Source organism: Ornithinibacillus contaminans, from assembly GCF_001038425.2.
Classification (GTDB): domain Bacteria; phylum Bacillota; class Bacilli; order Bacillales; family Amphibacillaceae; genus Ornithinibacillus; species Ornithinibacillus contaminans.
On record NZ_LDPV02000009.1, the window covers coordinates 84,972 to 100,297 of the forward strand.

Consider the following 15,326-nt stretch of genomic DNA (forward strand, 5'->3'; position numbering starts at 1 on the left):
AATCGTTTCTGTTTATTACTTATCATTGATCTCGGAAATTGGGCTTTCGTTTTTCAAGGAAGGCTTGAATTCCTTCTTTTGCATCCTCAGACCCAAATATCTCCCCAAACGCTTCTGCTTCTTTCTGAACACCTGTAGCAAACTGAGCTGTTTTCGCATAAGGAAGCAATTGCATAACACGATTAATTGCAGGTCTGCTTTTGGCTGCAATTTTTGTTGCTAACGTTAAGGCAACTTCATCAAGCTCCTCTTCTGACGTCAACTGATTCACTAACCCAAAATGATATGCATCTGTTGCCGATATTGGCTCGCCGGTAAGAATCATTTCATATGCTTTTGCAGTGCCTACATGTTGTGGTAATCGTTGGGTACCAGCAAATCCTGGGATTATTCCCAAGGTTAATTCTGGAAGACCAAGTTTTGCATTTTCTGTAGCAATCCGAATATGACATGCTAACGCTAACTCCATTCCACCACCTAATGCAGCACCATGAATTGCAGCAATCACAGGAATCGAAAATTGCTCAATTCGTTCAAACAGCTTTTGCCCATATTCTGCTAATGCTTGATAATCAGAGGCTTCTTGCAACGAAGTAAATTCCTTAATATCCGCACCCGCGGAAAAAAATCTTCCATCACCTTTTAAGATAATTACCTTTGCTAACGATTCTTGTTCAATCTCATCTAGCTTTTCAGAAAGCGCATTCAATAGATTGCTAGATAATGCATTGGCAGGTGGGCTCTTAATCGTAAGCGTCCCCACTTGCCCATTTAATTCATATCCAATTGCACTCATGGTTTCACCCCTTCTCATAATTGTTAGAAACGTCATTATAATGCCAAGCAAGCGAACCTTATGTAATATCTAGGATGCTTTAATTCCCTTGGTTATTAATTCATGAACTGCTGGTGCCAGGCTTACCAAATCATATTTCTCTTCATTCATCACCCAGTTGGTTACAGTTTCATCGAGAGTTCCAAAAATCATTTGACGAATAAGGGGAATATTACTATCACGTCGGAATAAATTTTCTTCTATTCCTTCTGTAATAATGCCATCAATCACCGTTAAATATGGTTTTAGGACTCGATTAATTTGCTGGCGAAGTACTAGATTCGACTGACGTAATTCTAGCTGTGTCACAATTGCTAAATGATGATTGGCAGCAAGCTGTGTAAAATGCATGGTGATTAAAGTTAATAGTTTATCACTTGCATTATCTTTTTCACTAGTTGCGACTACGATTTGATCAATAAATTGCCCCATTTTTTCTTCAAATACCGAGACGAGAATATCTTCTTTGTTTTTAAAATATAAATAAATGGTTCCATCTGCTACCCCTGCATGTTTAGCAATTTTCGATACCTGTGAAGCATGGTAACCATTCTCAGCAATTACATCTACTGCTGCATCAATTATTAATTTGTATTTCGGTTTATTGTTTTTCATGTTCGATCTCCTTCAAGCATACATACGCATGTCAATAAATGAATGAATAATCATTCATTTATTTATTGTAAAATGCAATCGTTATTCTGTCAATACAATGCTTGTATACTTTTATTGTAAAAAGGAGCCGAAAGCTCAAGTTGCTTGCACTTCTTGTTTTTCTTTCTCTTCATCGATTAATTGTCTCCTTAAAATTTTTCCAATCGCTGTTTTTGGGAGCTCATCACGAAACTCATAGAGTCTTGGAACCTTGTAGGCAGCTAAGTTCTCACGGCAATAACGATTTAGGTCTTCCTCAGAAACAGCCCAGCCCTCTTTGAGAACAATATATGCTTTGACAGTTTCCCCGCGATAAGGATCTGGTACTCCTGCGACAACTGCTTCTAAAATCGCCTCATGCTCGTATAACACTTCTTCCACTTCTCGTGGGTATATATTATATCCACCAGCAATGATCATATCTTTTTTCCGGTCGACAATATAGAAGTAGCCATTTTCATCCATATAGCCAAGATCCCCCGTTAGTAACCACCCATCTTTTAACGTGTTTTCCGTGTCGTCTGGTTTATTCCAATAGCCCTTCATAACTTGAGGACCTTTAACAGCTAATTCACCAAACTCACCAACTTCGACTTCTTCAAAGGTTTCCAGATCTAGTATCTTGGCATCAGTATCTGGCCAAGGTAATCCAATGCTACCACTTACACGATTTCCGTAGATTAAGTTTGCGTGTGTAACTGGTGAGGATTCTGTTAATCCGTAACCCTCCACCAATCGTCCACCTGTCACCTTCTCGAACTTTTCTTGCACCTCAACCGGTAACGGGGCAGATCCGCTAATACATGCTTTGATAGAAGAGAGATCGTATTTTGGTAAATCTGGATGGTTTAATAACCCAATATATATGGTTGGAGCACCGGGAAATAATGTTGGTTTTAGCTTTTGAATCGTTTTTAAAATTTCTCCCGCATTAAACTTTGGCAACAATATCATTTTAGCTCCGTTTAAAATGGAAAGATTCATTACCGCGGTCATACCATAGACATGAAAGAACGGTAATACACCTAAAACGATTTCTTCGCCTTTTTTAGTTTTATAAATCCAAGCGTCACACATTTGTGCATTTGCAACAAGATTCTGATGTGTAAGCATAACACCTTTTGGAAATCCTGTTGTGCCACCTGTGTATTGTAATAAGGCAATATCTTCACTAGGATCTATCGAGACCGATTGATATACAGCTTCTGCTGTATCTAGGATGGATGTCCAAGCATGTGTATTTGCTGATTCCTCCACTTTTACGACCAAGTTGTATTGTTTCTTTTGTATAAATGGATAGATGAGATTTTTTGGAAAAGGCAAATAATCCTTTATACAAGTTACAATTACATGCTCAAGTGAAGTAGCTTCCTTCACATTCGTCACACGTGGTAATAAAATATCAAGACATACAATGACTTTAGCACCTGAATCGTTGAGCTGATACTCGAGCTCCCTCTCTGTGTACAAAGGATTTGTTTGTACAACGATCGCCCCCGCCATTAAAGCACCATAGTACCCAATGACAGATTGCGGGGTATTCGGTAGCATTATCGCAACACGGTCACCTTTTTCTACCCCAAGTCCTTGGATATAGTTGGCGAATTGCTTGGCTTGATGAAATAATTCTTGGTAAGTTATTTCTTTCCCCATAAAATGAAGCGCTTTCTTTTCGTTGTATAAATTAGCAGCGTCCTCTAATAAGGCATGCAATGGTCGTCCGTCATATTCAATAGAAGTCGGTATTTCCTCAGGGTAATGCTGATGCCATCTTTTATCTTCCCCCATAAATTAACCTCCTTATACGATAGTTAATTCTATTATACCGACTAATTTGTATTTTTTGAAATTTTATTTTTAAATCTCATGATTTTTTTTAGAAAATATGAAAATCCACATCAAATGTTAGGTAAATAATCCCTACCAAAACAAATGCAATTGCAACTCCAATACAAATCTTTGCTAATGTTTCCATTGTGTTCTCCCTTAGTTAAGAATTATACGATACTTGCGCCTATAATAAATGACAAACCAATCGAGATAATCATAGAAATAAGCCCCACCGCCTTATTTCCCTTTCCGATTTCTTCATCAATACGCATTGCTGGAGTTAAGAATTCGAATATAAAATAACCGATTAATAACAGAATAAAACCAATTGTACCCCAGGCTATACTAGTGAGTAACGTATCATTATGTTCAATAGAATAACGGAATATAGTGGCAATACCAAAAATCTTTCCTCCGGTTGCCATTGCCACTGCTAGATTTCCGTTTTTAATTTCATCCCAATTCTTATATTTCGTTACTAGTTCAAAAACAGCTAAAAATACAATTGTACATAAAATGACCACACTATACCTAGCTGCTGTATTGATAAATACATTCTCCCAAAATTCATTCATGCGTTTCTTCTCCCTTCTTCACCGTAATTTATCTAAATTCTAATACGGTAACACCACTGCCACCCTCACCAGCTGCTCCGGGTCTTGCTGAGGCAATACTTGGATGATTTTTAACAAAATCCTGTACCCCTTTTCTCAATGCGCCAGTACCCTTTCCATGAATAATAAAAACTTTAGGGTAATTCGCTAAAGTAGCATCATCCACATATTTTTCTAATTTTAATAAGGCATCCTCGTAGCGTTCACCTCGTAAATCTAGCTCCACTGGTACGTGATAGCTTGAACCTTTTACGGTTGCTAATGGCTTTTCATAGGTTTTCTTTGGTTTTCCGATTAATTGTAAATCATTTCGTTTTACTTTAACCTTCATAATACCTACTTGAACCATATATTCATTGTCATTCACCTTCTCAATGACAGAACCATTTTGATTTACTGTTAACAGTTTTATTTCATCGCCAGGGCTTAATTCCTCACTAGTAGTAGCTTGTTGTTTAGCCTTTTTCTTTGTGGATAACTTAGGCTGCGCATCCTCTAACATCTTCTTAGCCTCAATCCACTCATGCTCTTTTAATGTAGCATCGGTTTTCATCTTCCGTATTTCATCAATAATCATTTCTGCTTCTTCTCTTGCATTGCGTAAAGCTTTTTCTGCCTTTTCTTCTGCTTTTTTATATAATTCCTCACGCTTCTGGTCAAATTGATTCCATTCTTCCTCAAGTTGTTTGCGTGTTTGTTCGCTTTCCAGAAGAATTTGATGGGCCTCTTCATATTCTTTTTCAGCCTGGCGTTTCGATTCCTCTAGGGAAGCAATCATATTTTCCACGTTTTTTGAATCAATGCCAATATGACTTTTAGCACGCTCAATAATGGTATGATCTAATCCTAATCGTTTGGAAATTTCAAATGCATTACTTCTTCCTGGTACACCAATTAATAAGCGATATGTCGGTTGCAGTGTTTGCACATCAAATTCCATCGACGCATTGATGACGTTTTCCCGATTGTACCCATAGGCTTTAAGCTCTGGATAATGTGTGGTTGCAATCACACGTGCATTTCGTGAAACAACCTCATCCAAGATGGACATGGCAAGTGCAGCCCCTTCTTGTGGGTCTGTTCCAGCTCCTAACTCATCAAATAGAACCAGTGATTTATCATCGACATGCTGTAGGATATCAACTATATTTGTCATATGGGAGGAGAAAGTACTTAGGTTTTGCTCGATTGACTGCTCATCACCGATATCAGCATATACTTCTTCAAAAACCGCCATCTCACACCCATCTAATGCTGGTATTTGTAATCCAGATTGAGCCATCAATGTACATAACCCAACCATCTTTAGCGTGACCGTTTTTCCCCCAGTGTTAGGTCCAGTGATCACAATGGATGTATATGTTTTTCCGATTTCAATGTCGTTGGCAACTACTTGATCCATAGAGATAAGTGGATGTCTGGCCTGCTGCATTTTTATGATGCCTTGATTATTGATTGTTGGACGAGATGCCTTCATTGCTCTCGCTAGATTAGCCCGCGCAAACATAAAATCAATTTGTGCCAACAACCGAACATTTTCAGTTAAAAATCCTTCTTCCTCTGCAATACGCTCTGTTAACTCTCGAAGAATTCGATCAATCTCTTGCTTTTCCTTTGCATAGAGCTCTTGGAGTTGATTATTTAAGTCAACTACAGCTTTTGGCTCCATAAACAACGTTTGACCAGAAGCAGACTGATCATGAACGATTCCACCGATGGCACCACGATATTCCTGTTTTACCGGTAAGACATACCGTTCATTTCGAATCGTGATTATCGCATCAGAAAGCATATTACTTTTTGATCTCGTGTAGCTTTCTAACTTTTCACGGATTCTACTTTCATGGGTACGGATAGAGGAGCGTACTCCCCTTAATTTCTCTGAAGCACTATCCATCACTTGACCATGATCATCAATACAGCTTTTTATTTGTAATTCTAATGGACGTAGTGGCGTAATACCCGCTACTACGTCTTGTAATAATGGTAATTCTTCATCTAGATTTTCAACGAACTCCTTTGCCTGTCTTCCACCATAGATAGTATCGGCAACAGCTAAGCACTCAGATGTACTAAGTACACCTCCGATAACACTTCTCTGTATGCTTTGGCGAATATCACTGATACCGCCTAACGGAATGGGCGTATTCAAGCGAATTACTTGAGCTGCTTCATCGGTTTCTTCTTGTAATTGTTTCACCACTTCGATATCAGTAGAAGGCTTGAGCTTTGCCGCTAGATCTTTTCCTAAGCTCGTTGCAGCGTGCTGACTCAATCGTTCAATAATTTTTTGAAAATCTAGTACCCGTAAGATTCGCTCGTTCATGTACTTACTCCTTTAACGTGTTGTCCAACTTTGTTCTATTATTTATTACGATTAAAGTATGCTAATAGTTTCTCTTTTGGCCACGTATTTAAAATTGTGTCTTTATGGAGCCAAGCCTTTCTTGCAACGCCAACTCCATACTTCATATGGTCTAACATGGGATAACTATGAGCATCTGTATTAACAGCAATCGTAACACCAGCCTCTTGTGCACGTCTAGCCCACTCAGCAGATAAATCAAAACGATTTGGATTCGCATTTATTTCCAAAGCAGTGTTTGTCTCCTTCGCACGTTCAAGCAATGCCTCCATATTGACTAGATAACCATCTCTTCTACCAATCAATCTACCCGTAGGATGTGCAATTAGTGACACATATGGATTTTCCAGTGCTTGAAAAAGGCGATGCATGATTTGCTCTTCTGTTTGACGAAAGCTGGAATGAATTGCAGCTATAACGTAATCCATCTCTTGTAGGAAACCATTCGAAAAGTCCATTGAACCATCGGCTAAAATATCCATCTCTACTCCTGCAAAAATATGAATATCGGTATACTTTTCATTCAATTTCAATATTTCTTCCCGTTGCTTACGCAAACGTTCTTCATCCAAACCATTTGCAACACGCAAGCTTTTAGAATGGTCCGTAATCGCAATAAATTCATACCCAATGTTTCTTGCCTGATTAACCATTTCTTCTAGGGTCTGCGCACCATCACTCCATGTGGTGTGCATATGTAAGTCTCCTCGGATATCTGTTAGTTCAACTAGCTGTTGTGGTTCTGTAAAACCATCCACTTCACCAGTGTTTTCCCGAACCTCTGGCGGGATATAATGCAAGCCAAAATGCTGGAAAAATTCTGCCTCTGAAACAAAGGTTAATACTTCGTTTGTTTCTTCCACTTCAACCCCATACTCGCTAATCTTCTCTCCTCTTGATTTCGCAAGCTGTCGCATTGCCACATTATGATCCTTAGATCCAGTAAAATGATGAAGCGTCGTTACAAATTCTTCTTCACTCACTAATCTAAAGTCAACATTAATTGCATAAACATCATCAAGTGTTATGGAGACTTTTGTATCTCCTTTGGCAATGACTTCTTTTAGATTGTCCATTTGAAGGAGTGCATCTCGTACAACTTCTGGTTTATTTGATGCAATAATAAAATCTAAATCTTTAATCGTTTCCTTCATTCGTCGAAGCGATCCTGCTCTAGAAAATTGTTGAATAGCTGGGATAGTCCTTAAATAATCCTCTATCTTCTCGGCAAGCGGCAGCATAAGCGCAATCGGTAACCGCTCAGGACGCTCCCCAACCTCCTGTAATGCAGCAAGAATCTTTTCAGCTGATTTTTTTCCAAAGCCAGCTAAGGCTTCTACCTTTCCAGACTCTATGGCTTGTTGTAAGCTCTCCTGATCTATTACGTCTAATTCTTGGTATAGCTTGGCAAGCTTTTTACCACCTAAGCCCGGAACATTCAGTAAGGGGATCAAGCCTGTAGGAACTTCCTTCTCTAATTGCTCTAATGTCGCTGACTTTCCAAGCTCTATGTATTCTGAAATGACCTGGCTAGTTCCCTTCCCAATACCTTTAATCGTAGTAAAATCATCAATAGCCAATAAGGAACGTTCATCTCGCTCCAGTGCTTGTGCCGCCTTTCGAAATGCAGAAATCTTAAACGGATTTTCTCCCTTTAGCTCTAAGTATATTGCAATTTTTTCTAATAATTTTATGACATCTTTTTTATTTACTGACATTTTTTCACCTGCTTTTAAACGTTCTATCGTACCTACTCTTTTAGCAATAGACAAATAAAGGCTAATTCATAGTAGGACCTATCCTTATTGTACCGACCATACAATATTAATCCTAGTATTATGAATTAGCCATCGTATTATGAATTGAACAATGAACTTACATGAGTAAACCATAAATCCTTAATTTTATCAGAGAAATATGGTGTATTCTCGACTATGAACAAGGCTACATTAGAATCATTTACCCATTCCTGAATGGTACCAATTGGCGTCAATACAATTATGTATAAAATAACAAATAGGATTAAATAAATTTCCAAAAAACCTAGTATTGCACCTAAAAGCTTATTAATAGAATTTAAGATTGGCAGTGAAGCTAACACATCAATCATTGAAGCCACAATTTGTAAGGCAATCTTAGCGACAAAAAATAGTATCGCAAACGAAATTGCATTATAAAAAGCATTCTCCAGTGGAAGTGCTTCGAGGAAATCTGCCCATAGACTTTCATCCGACAACTCTGGATAAGGAATCCACAAAGCGAGTTTACTAGCCAAATCATCATAAAAAGTGGCTGCTAAAACAAATGACACAATAAACCCAATCAGGTGTACGGCTTGTAAAATCAATCCACGTTTAAGACCGATTAGAAAACCAAAAATCAATAATAATAGTAGTAGTAAATCTATCATGTGTTTATAATCCTCTTTCTTTTTTTATTGAACCTAGCAACGATGCATAGTCTTCCTTCAGTTTCAAGTAATCATTCATGGAGTTTACTGCAGTTAAAACAGCTAGACTCGCTGTGTCAAGCTGAGGATTCATTTCTTGTATTTCCCTCATCTTTTGATCAACTAAACTTGCAACCAATCGTACATGGCTAGCATCTTCATCCCCAACTATTTTATAGGATCTATTTCGAATTTCAACGGTTACCCGTGTTTTCTCCTGGGTCACTAGGTTACCCTCCCATTTATTTGTTACATAAACTATTTTCATCAACCTGTCGTATTTTACTATAGTTTATCTTAACATGAAGAAACACAATTAGGAAACTGTTGCATGTATAATTTTTGCATTTCTTTATCCAGAATAGTTTGCTATAGTCATTACTATAGAAAGGATTGAATTTTCCATGTCGCAAAATGTATTGACCGTTTCACTAGAAGTTATTGAAAAAATGAAGCAGCATTATCTAGCATCATTAACTACAACACCACAAGGGGCAATTTTCCGAGCTAAAACCGCTCATTCTGTCATCACCGCATATAAATCCGGTAAAGTATTATTTCAAGGTGGTAATCCACAAGCCGAAATCGCAAAATGGGCAAAACATTCCAATAGTCAATCACAAGAGAAAACACAAGCTACATCAAAAACTTCTTTCTATACACCGCCTGAAACGTTATTCAATGCTTCACATATTGGCTCGGATGAAGCTGGTACTGGGGATTATTTTGGACCAATCACAGTTGCAAGTGCCTATGTAAAAGCAGACCAAATTTCTTTACTAAAGGAACTAGGCGTAAAGGATTCCAAAAATTTAACTGAAAAGGTTATTCTCGAATTAGCACAGGAAATCGCACGAATCCGAATTCCTTATTCCTTACTTATCTTACATAATCCAAAATATAACAGGCTACAAAAAAACGGCTGGTCACAAGGTAAAATGAAGGCGATGCTTCACCACCATGCTATTACCAACCTCTTACATAAAATTGGTAATTCAGAGCTTGATGGCATCTTGATTGATCAATTTTGTGAGCCTGGGATTTATAAGCGCCATCTTGCATCTGAACAAGAAAGCCTACCTGATAAAACCTATTTCATGACAAAAGCAGAGAGTTATTCAATTGCAGTCGCAGCCAGCTCAATCATTGCTAGAGCAAGCTTCGTCAAAGAAATGGACAAGCTGTCTGAACAGGTTGGGATTCCATTAAATAAAGGTGCATCCAAGCATGTTGACCAAACGATTGCTAAAATCATGCGCGAAAAAGGTGAAGCAATACTAGATTCATGTGCTAAAGTTCATTTCGCTAATACGGAGAAGGCAAAAAAGTATTTATAAGTGCTGTTTTGGGCTTCGGACTCTAGTATAGTGTTCGTTATAAACTAGGGAGTATTGGACTTGAGACTTGTTCTCAAGGTCATTTCTCACCGATTTTCACGATATTTTGAACTTTAGACAAGCTATCGAATCCTTTTCGCGACATTTCACAAGCTAAAAAGGACTAGAGATGTACACAAAGTCTACTCTTAACAAAAATACACACGGGCAACACTGCTCGTGTGTATTTCTTTAATTTTATGATCTTACATAAGCTTGATATTTCGCGTTAACCGCTTCAATTATCGCTTGATAGGATGCTTCCACTTCCTCATCAACTAATGTCTTTTCTGGATCTTGATATAGCAAGCTGTACGCAACTGATTTTTTGCCTTCTGGTAAGTTCTCGCCATTATACAGGTCAAATATTTGAACCTGTTTCACCATTGGTGCACCGAGTTCTTCAATAGTCGCTTTAACATCACCTGCTTTTACCTCGCTATCTAAGATAAACGCGATGTCTCTTGTAACCGATGGGAACCTTGGGATTTGTGTATAGCTTGGTTCATGATGATATGCCGCCAACACTTGCTCCATATTAATATCAAACACATAGGTTTCTTTCAGATCTAATTTCTTTTCAAGACCTGGATGTAATTGTCCCATAAAACCAATTACCTTTCCATTTAACGAAATTGTCGCTGTACGACCTGGATGCATATCTGGTAACTGTGCTTGCTCGACAGTAAAGTTTAGCTCTAAATGCTCAAACAATCCTTCGACAATACCTTTCACAACATAGAAATCTACTTTCTTACTTTCCTGCTGCCATAAGTGCTCCAACCATTTACCGGTTAACACACCCGCTAAGCGTAGCTGTTCATCTGGTTGTTTTGTTACTACTTTTTCATCAGTTACAAAGATCGAACCTAACTCATAATACGCTAAATTCACTTGGTTTCTAGCAATATTATAGCTAATCGTTTTTAATAACTCTGGTAAAATACTTAGACGCAAATATTTATGTTCCTCACTCATAGGCATAGCTAAACTAATTGGCTCTGGATGTAATTCTTTAATTTCTGGGCTAATCAATTTACCAATAAAAGTTTCACTTGTTAACGAATAAGTTCTAGTTTCCAGCATTCCAACACCTTCAAGGAAACTTTTTACGGTACGCTTCAGCTGCTGTGTTTTTGTTAAGCCACCAGCCTGAGCCTGGCCACTAGGTAATGTGAATGGTAGATTATCATAGCCATAAATTCTTGCTACTTCCTCTAGCATATCCTCAAAAATCGCAATATCACCACGTCTAGTTGGTGCAAATACGGTGAAGATTTCACCATTTTGTTCGTAGTTGAACTGTAATCGTTGCAAAATAGTAGCGATTTCGTTCGTAGTAATTTCAGTTCCTAACCGGTTATTAACGGTTACGGTATCCATTTCAACTATCTTTTCCGTACGGTCAAGTGTATCCACTTCCACACTACCGGTCTGCACCTTACCTGCTGCATATTTTTCTAACAGATGACATGCACGCAAACCAGCTCGTTTCACTCTACTAGGATCTACACCTTTTTCAAAACGAGTGCTTGATTCACTACGAAGTCCTGTAGCTTTAACGGTTTTACGGACAGAGCTACCATTGAAATAAGCAGCTTCAAGTAAAATGTTCTTCGTCTCTGCAGTAACTTCGGTATTTGCTCCACCCATAACACCTGCTAAAGCAATAGGTTCCTTGCCATTGGTAATGACTAGATTCTCTGACGTTAAGGTGCGCTCCACATCATCTAACGTAATAAGTTTTTCTCCTTCTTTCGCAGATCGGACAACAATTTCCTTGGTGTTTAAACGATCATAGTCAAACGCATGAAGTGGTTGGCCATATTCCAGTAAAACATAATTTGTAATATCGACGACATTATTGATTGGGCGAATTCCTGCAGCAGTCAAATAATTTCGCATCCATAAAGGAGATGGTTGAATCGTTACATCCTTAATTACAAATGCACCATAGTATGGGATTAATTCCTTATCCTCTACCTGAACTGAAATATAGTCAGCTGCTTTAGCTTCTGCTTCCTGAACAGATTCGCTTGGTATTTCAATAGGCTTATCTAGTAACGCACCAACTTCATAAGCAACCCCTAGCATGCTCAAGCAGTCAGCACGATTCGGTGTTAAATCAAATTCTAATACGGCATCAGATAAGTTTAGTAATGGTTCAACACTTTCGCCAATTTCAACATCTTCTGGGAAAACAAAGATGCCTTCAGCAAATTCCTTTGGTACATACTTTTCTTCGATGCCTAACTCTTGTAGTGAACAAATCATCCCATTGGACTCTATACCACGTAGCTTAACCTTTTTAATTTTAAAGTTTCCAGGTAAAACTGCACCTGGTTTTGCTACGGCTACTTTTTGCCCTTGACGTACATTCGGTGCACCACAAATAATTTGCAAGGTTTCATCCCCTACATTTACTTGGCATAGGTTTAGCTTGTCTGCATCTGGATGCTTTTCACAGGATTCCACATAGCCGACAACAACACCTGTACTTTTTTCTGCAACATATTCAATATGATCTACTTCAATCCCGGATTTTGTCACTTTCTCCGCTAACTCTTCTGGACTGATGCCATCAATGTTCACATAATTTTTTAACCAATTTAATGAAACTAACATTTCGTAAACCTCCTTAAGCCTGGTGGAATTGTTTTAAGAATCGACTATCATTTAAATAGAACTGACGAATGTCGTTGATACCATATTTCAACATCGCAATTCTTTCTGGTCCCATCCCAAATGCAAAGCCTGAATATACTTTTGGATCATAGCCTGCCATTTCTAATACATTCGGATGAACCATACCAGCACCTAAAATTTCAATCCAACCAGTACCTTTACATACAGAACAGCCTTCTCCGTGACATACTTTACAAGAAATATCCATCTCTACTGATGGCTCCGTGAATGGGAAGAAGCTAGGACGAAGACGAATGTTTCGATCTTCACCAAACATTTTCTTCGCGAAAATATCGAGTACTCCTTTTAAATCACTCATTTTAACATCTTTATCTACATATAGACCTTCAATTTGAGTGAATTGGTGTGAGTGTGTTGCATCATCCGTGTCACGTCGATACACTTTCCCTGGGCAAATCATCTTAACAGGTTTCTCGCCTTTATATTCACGCATCGTACGTGCCTGTACTGGTGATGTATGTGTACGTAGTAATAATTCATTTGTCACATAAAATGAATCTTGCATATCTCTTGCAGGGTGATCCTTCGGTAGATTTAACGCTTCAAAGTTAAAATAATCTGTTTCTACCTCTGGACCTTCTCTTACTTCATAGCCCATGCCAATAAATAGATCTTCAATTTCCTCTATTACCTTTGTTAATAAATGAGGTCCACCAACAGTAACGGGGCGACCTGGTAACGTAACATCAATTGCCTCTTCTTGTAGTTTTTCTTCTAGGGCAGCATTTTCTAATACGTCATTTTTGTCATCTATCGCTTTTGTAATTGCTTCACGTACTTGGTTAGCAATCTCCCCAACAACAGGACGCTCCTCAGGTGAAAGCTTACCCATTCCACGTAATACTGCTGTTAGTGATCCCTTTTTGCCTAAATAAGCAACTTTAATCGCTTGAAGTTCTTTAACATCATTTACTGCCGCTACTTTAGCAAGTGCTTCTTGTTCAATCGCTTTTAATTCCGCTTGCATTCGATAACCTCCTAATTGATAACAGTTTTAACTTTTTCCCAATAGAAAAAGCCTTCAATCCCTAAAAAGGGACGAGGCTTTAATTCGCGGTACCACCCTTGTTGGCACAATAATTGTGCCCAACTCAAAGTTTGAATAACGGATTCTATCCGGAACACCTTTACTTAAGATAAGGTCCAAGTGTCAGCTCCAGAGTGAAAGATTAACGAGTTCATGGTAGAAATGCTTTCAGTCTAGGACATTTCTTCCCTAAAACCATGTGTATACTGCTAACCGCTCTTTCATCGCTTTTTACTATTTACATATAGCATAAATTATAGTAAATCCAGTTATATATTGCAACTATTAACCTTTGATGTGATACATAAGAATTCCCGCTGCAATACTAACATTTAGGGATTCCGCTTTACCATAAATCGGAATCTTCACCAGTTCATCTGCTGCTTCTAGCAATTCTTTCCGTATTCCCGCACCTTCATTACCTAAAATAAGGGCGACCTTTTCTTGTTTTTCTAGTGTATGAAAGTCTTTTGCATTTGCTAACGCACTAGCCCAGACACTAAATCCTTCTTGCTGTAACACTGTAACACGGTCTAAGAGGTTTGCTTGAACAATTGGAATATGAAAAATAGAACCCTGTGTTGCCCGGATTACTTTATCATTGTATACATCCACTGTACCCTCACCAAGAATAACGGCATCGAAGCCAGCAGCGTCCGCTGTACGGATAATTGTGCCTAAATTACCTGGATCCTGAATCGCATCTAATAACAAATATTTTTCACCAGTGATTATAGGAAATTCCTTCCCTTTTATAACCGCTGCAATTCCCTGTGGTGTTTTCGTTTGCGTGATATGGTTAAAGACATTTTCTGTCACGGTTACAATTGGATAATCAACATCCCAAACCGGAGCAGTTACCCCTTCTTGTATAATTAGTTCTTGTACATCCCAGTTACTTTGAATCGCTTCTTCAATTAAATGAAACCCTTCTATTAAAAAAGTGCCTGTATTAACGCGTTCTTTGCGATTATGTAGTTTTTTCCAATTTTTCACTTTATCATTTTTTACTGATGTTAGCATATGTTTTTCATTCCCTATTTAGTTAATCTTACATCATCATACATATTTAAACCTGAATCGGTCAAACTATTCCTAGTTTCATTATTAATAAGGGGTGATCTTTTTTGGATCTTAACTTGCGGAAAGCAATCTTATCCAATATCGCAACAAATGATCAAAGTCAATTAGAAGAAACCATTGTCGACGCTATTCAGTCCGGCGAAGAGAAAATGCTTCCTGGTTTAGGGGTATTATTCGAACTAATTTGGAACCAGTTAGACAATCAGGAGAAACAAGAGCTGGTTGAAGCATTAGAACAAGGGGTAAAACAAGCTACATCAGGATAATTCGTGTGAAAGAAGGTATCGATTGGTACCTTCTTTTTTTATGCACAATAAGTATTTATGCCTATAATTACTAGTGAATTTTAATTTTTAGAAAAATTTTCTAACTTTTCCACCTTACTTG

Annotated in this window: 13 protein-coding genes and 1 other annotated feature; of the genes, 2 read left to right on the forward strand and 11 right to left on the reverse strand. The window is 38.1% G+C overall.

Translation table 11 applies throughout. The annotated features are described in order from the left end of the window. Positions 1-22: 22 nt before the first annotated feature. From JF53_RS01185 to zapA, 8 genes are all read right to left on the reverse strand, one after another. Positions 23-796, reverse strand: a complete 774-nt coding sequence (locus tag JF53_RS01185) for an enoyl-CoA hydratase (RefSeq protein WP_047981656.1) — start codon at positions 794-796, stop codon at positions 23-25. Between the two features lie 69 nt (positions 797-865). Beyond that, on the reverse strand, positions 866-1,450 hold the full coding sequence (locus tag JF53_RS01190) for a TetR/AcrR family transcriptional regulator (protein ID WP_047981655.1): 585 nt from the start codon (positions 1,448-1,450) through the stop codon (positions 866-868). 135 nt (positions 1,451-1,585) lie between these two features. Further along, positions 1,586-3,277, reverse strand: coding sequence for a long-chain-fatty-acid--CoA ligase (locus JF53_RS01195; protein ID WP_047981654.1), 1,692 nt, complete (start codon positions 3,275-3,277; stop codon positions 1,586-1,588). A gap of 209 nt (positions 3,278-3,486) precedes the next feature. Further along, positions 3,487-3,894 carry a DUF350 domain-containing protein gene (locus JF53_RS01200; RefSeq protein WP_047981653.1) on the reverse strand — a complete coding sequence of 136 codons (408 nt, stop codon included), beginning with the start codon at positions 3,892-3,894 and terminating at the stop codon, positions 3,487-3,489. A 28-nt stretch (positions 3,895-3,922) separates the two neighbouring features. Continuing rightward, positions 3,923-6,259 (reverse strand): endonuclease MutS2, encoded by a 2,337-nt coding sequence (locus tag JF53_RS01205; protein WP_047981652.1) that lies wholly within the window; start codon positions 6,257-6,259, stop codon positions 3,923-3,925. Between the two features lie 38 nt (positions 6,260-6,297). Beyond that, positions 6,298-8,016 carry a DNA polymerase/3'-5' exonuclease PolX gene (gene polX / locus JF53_RS01210; protein ID WP_047981651.1) on the reverse strand — a complete coding sequence of 573 codons (1,719 nt, stop codon included), beginning with the start codon at positions 8,014-8,016 and terminating at the stop codon, positions 6,298-6,300. 137 nt (positions 8,017-8,153) lie between these two features. Continuing rightward, entirely contained in the window at positions 8,154-8,708 is a 555-nt protein-coding gene (locus JF53_RS01215) for a CvpA family protein (protein WP_047981650.1), read from the reverse strand. A 4-nt stretch (positions 8,709-8,712) separates the two neighbouring features. After that, positions 8,713-8,973, reverse strand: a complete 261-nt coding sequence (zapA, locus tag JF53_RS01220; RefSeq protein ID WP_407944447.1) for a cell division protein ZapA — start codon at positions 8,971-8,973, stop codon at positions 8,713-8,715. A gap of 178 nt (positions 8,974-9,151) precedes the next feature. Here zapA and rnhC point away from each other — a divergent pair, with 178 nt between their 5' ends. Then, positions 9,152-10,084 carry a ribonuclease HIII gene (gene rnhC, locus JF53_RS01225; RefSeq protein WP_047981648.1) on the forward strand — a complete coding sequence of 311 codons (933 nt, stop codon included), beginning with the start codon at positions 9,152-9,154 and terminating at the stop codon, positions 10,082-10,084. A 237-nt stretch (positions 10,085-10,321) separates the two neighbouring features. On the opposite strand, the gene pheT is transcribed toward rnhC, so the two are convergent. From pheT to JF53_RS01240, 3 genes are all read right to left on the reverse strand, one after another. Then, positions 10,322-12,748 (reverse strand): phenylalanine--tRNA ligase subunit beta, encoded by a 2,427-nt coding sequence (gene pheT, locus JF53_RS01230; protein ID WP_047981647.1) that lies wholly within the window; start codon positions 12,746-12,748, stop codon positions 10,322-10,324. Between the two features lie 13 nt (positions 12,749-12,761). Next, positions 12,762-13,796: a phenylalanine--tRNA ligase subunit alpha gene (pheS, locus tag JF53_RS01235; protein WP_047981646.1), complete on the reverse strand. Its 1,035-nt coding sequence runs from the start codon at positions 13,794-13,796 to the stop codon at positions 12,762-12,764. Positions 13,797-13,860: 64 nt separating this feature from the next. Beyond that, positions 13,861-14,090 (reverse strand) — a binding site (T-box leader). A 51-nt stretch (positions 14,091-14,141) separates the two neighbouring features. Next, positions 14,142-14,879, reverse strand: coding sequence for a TrmH family RNA methyltransferase (locus tag JF53_RS01240; RefSeq protein ID WP_047981645.1), 738 nt, complete (start codon positions 14,877-14,879; stop codon positions 14,142-14,144). 104 nt (positions 14,880-14,983) lie between these two features. On the opposite strand from JF53_RS01240, the gene sspI reads away from it, so the two are divergent. Further along, positions 14,984-15,205 (forward strand): small acid-soluble spore protein SspI, encoded by a 222-nt coding sequence (gene sspI / locus JF53_RS01245; RefSeq protein WP_047981644.1) that lies wholly within the window; start codon positions 14,984-14,986, stop codon positions 15,203-15,205. The last annotated feature ends 121 nt before the right edge of the window (positions 15,206-15,326 follow it).

What these genes read in the sequence shown, in the direction of transcription:
- JF53_RS01215 (WP_047981650.1), bottom strand. Translation starts at nt 8,708, where the DNA reads ATGATAGATTTACTACTACTATTATTATTGATTTTTGGTTTTCTAATC.
- JF53_RS01240 (WP_047981645.1), bottom strand. Translation starts at nt 14,879, where the DNA reads ATGCTAACATCAGTAAAAAATGATAAAGTGAAAAATTGGAAAAAACTA.
- JF53_RS01205 (WP_047981652.1), bottom strand. Translation starts at nt 6,259, where the DNA reads ATGAACGAGCGAATCTTACGGGTACTAGATTTTCAAAAAATTATTGAA.
- polX (WP_047981651.1), bottom strand. Translation starts at nt 8,016, where the DNA reads ATGTCAGTAAATAAAAAAGATGTCATAAAATTATTAGAAAAAATTGCA.
- JF53_RS01195 (WP_047981654.1), bottom strand. Translation starts at nt 3,277, where the DNA reads ATGGGGGAAGATAAAAGATGGCATCAGCATTACCCTGAGGAAATACCG.
- rnhC (WP_047981648.1), top strand. Translation starts at nt 9,152, where the DNA reads ATGTCGCAAAATGTATTGACCGTTTCACTAGAAGTTATTGAAAAAATG.
- JF53_RS01185 (WP_047981656.1), bottom strand. Translation starts at nt 796, where the DNA reads ATGAGTGCAATTGGATATGAATTAAATGGGCAAGTGGGGACGCTTACG.
- pheS (WP_047981646.1), bottom strand. Translation starts at nt 13,796, where the DNA reads ATGCAAGCGGAATTAAAAGCGATTGAACAAGAAGCACTTGCTAAAGTA.
- JF53_RS01200 (WP_047981653.1), bottom strand. Translation starts at nt 3,894, where the DNA reads ATGAATGAATTTTGGGAGAATGTATTTATCAATACAGCAGCTAGGTAT.
- JF53_RS01190 (WP_047981655.1), bottom strand. Translation starts at nt 1,450, where the DNA reads ATGAAAAACAATAAACCGAAATACAAATTAATAATTGATGCAGCAGTA.
- pheT (WP_047981647.1), bottom strand. Translation starts at nt 12,748, where the DNA reads ATGTTAGTTTCATTAAATTGGTTAAAAAATTATGTGAACATTGATGGC.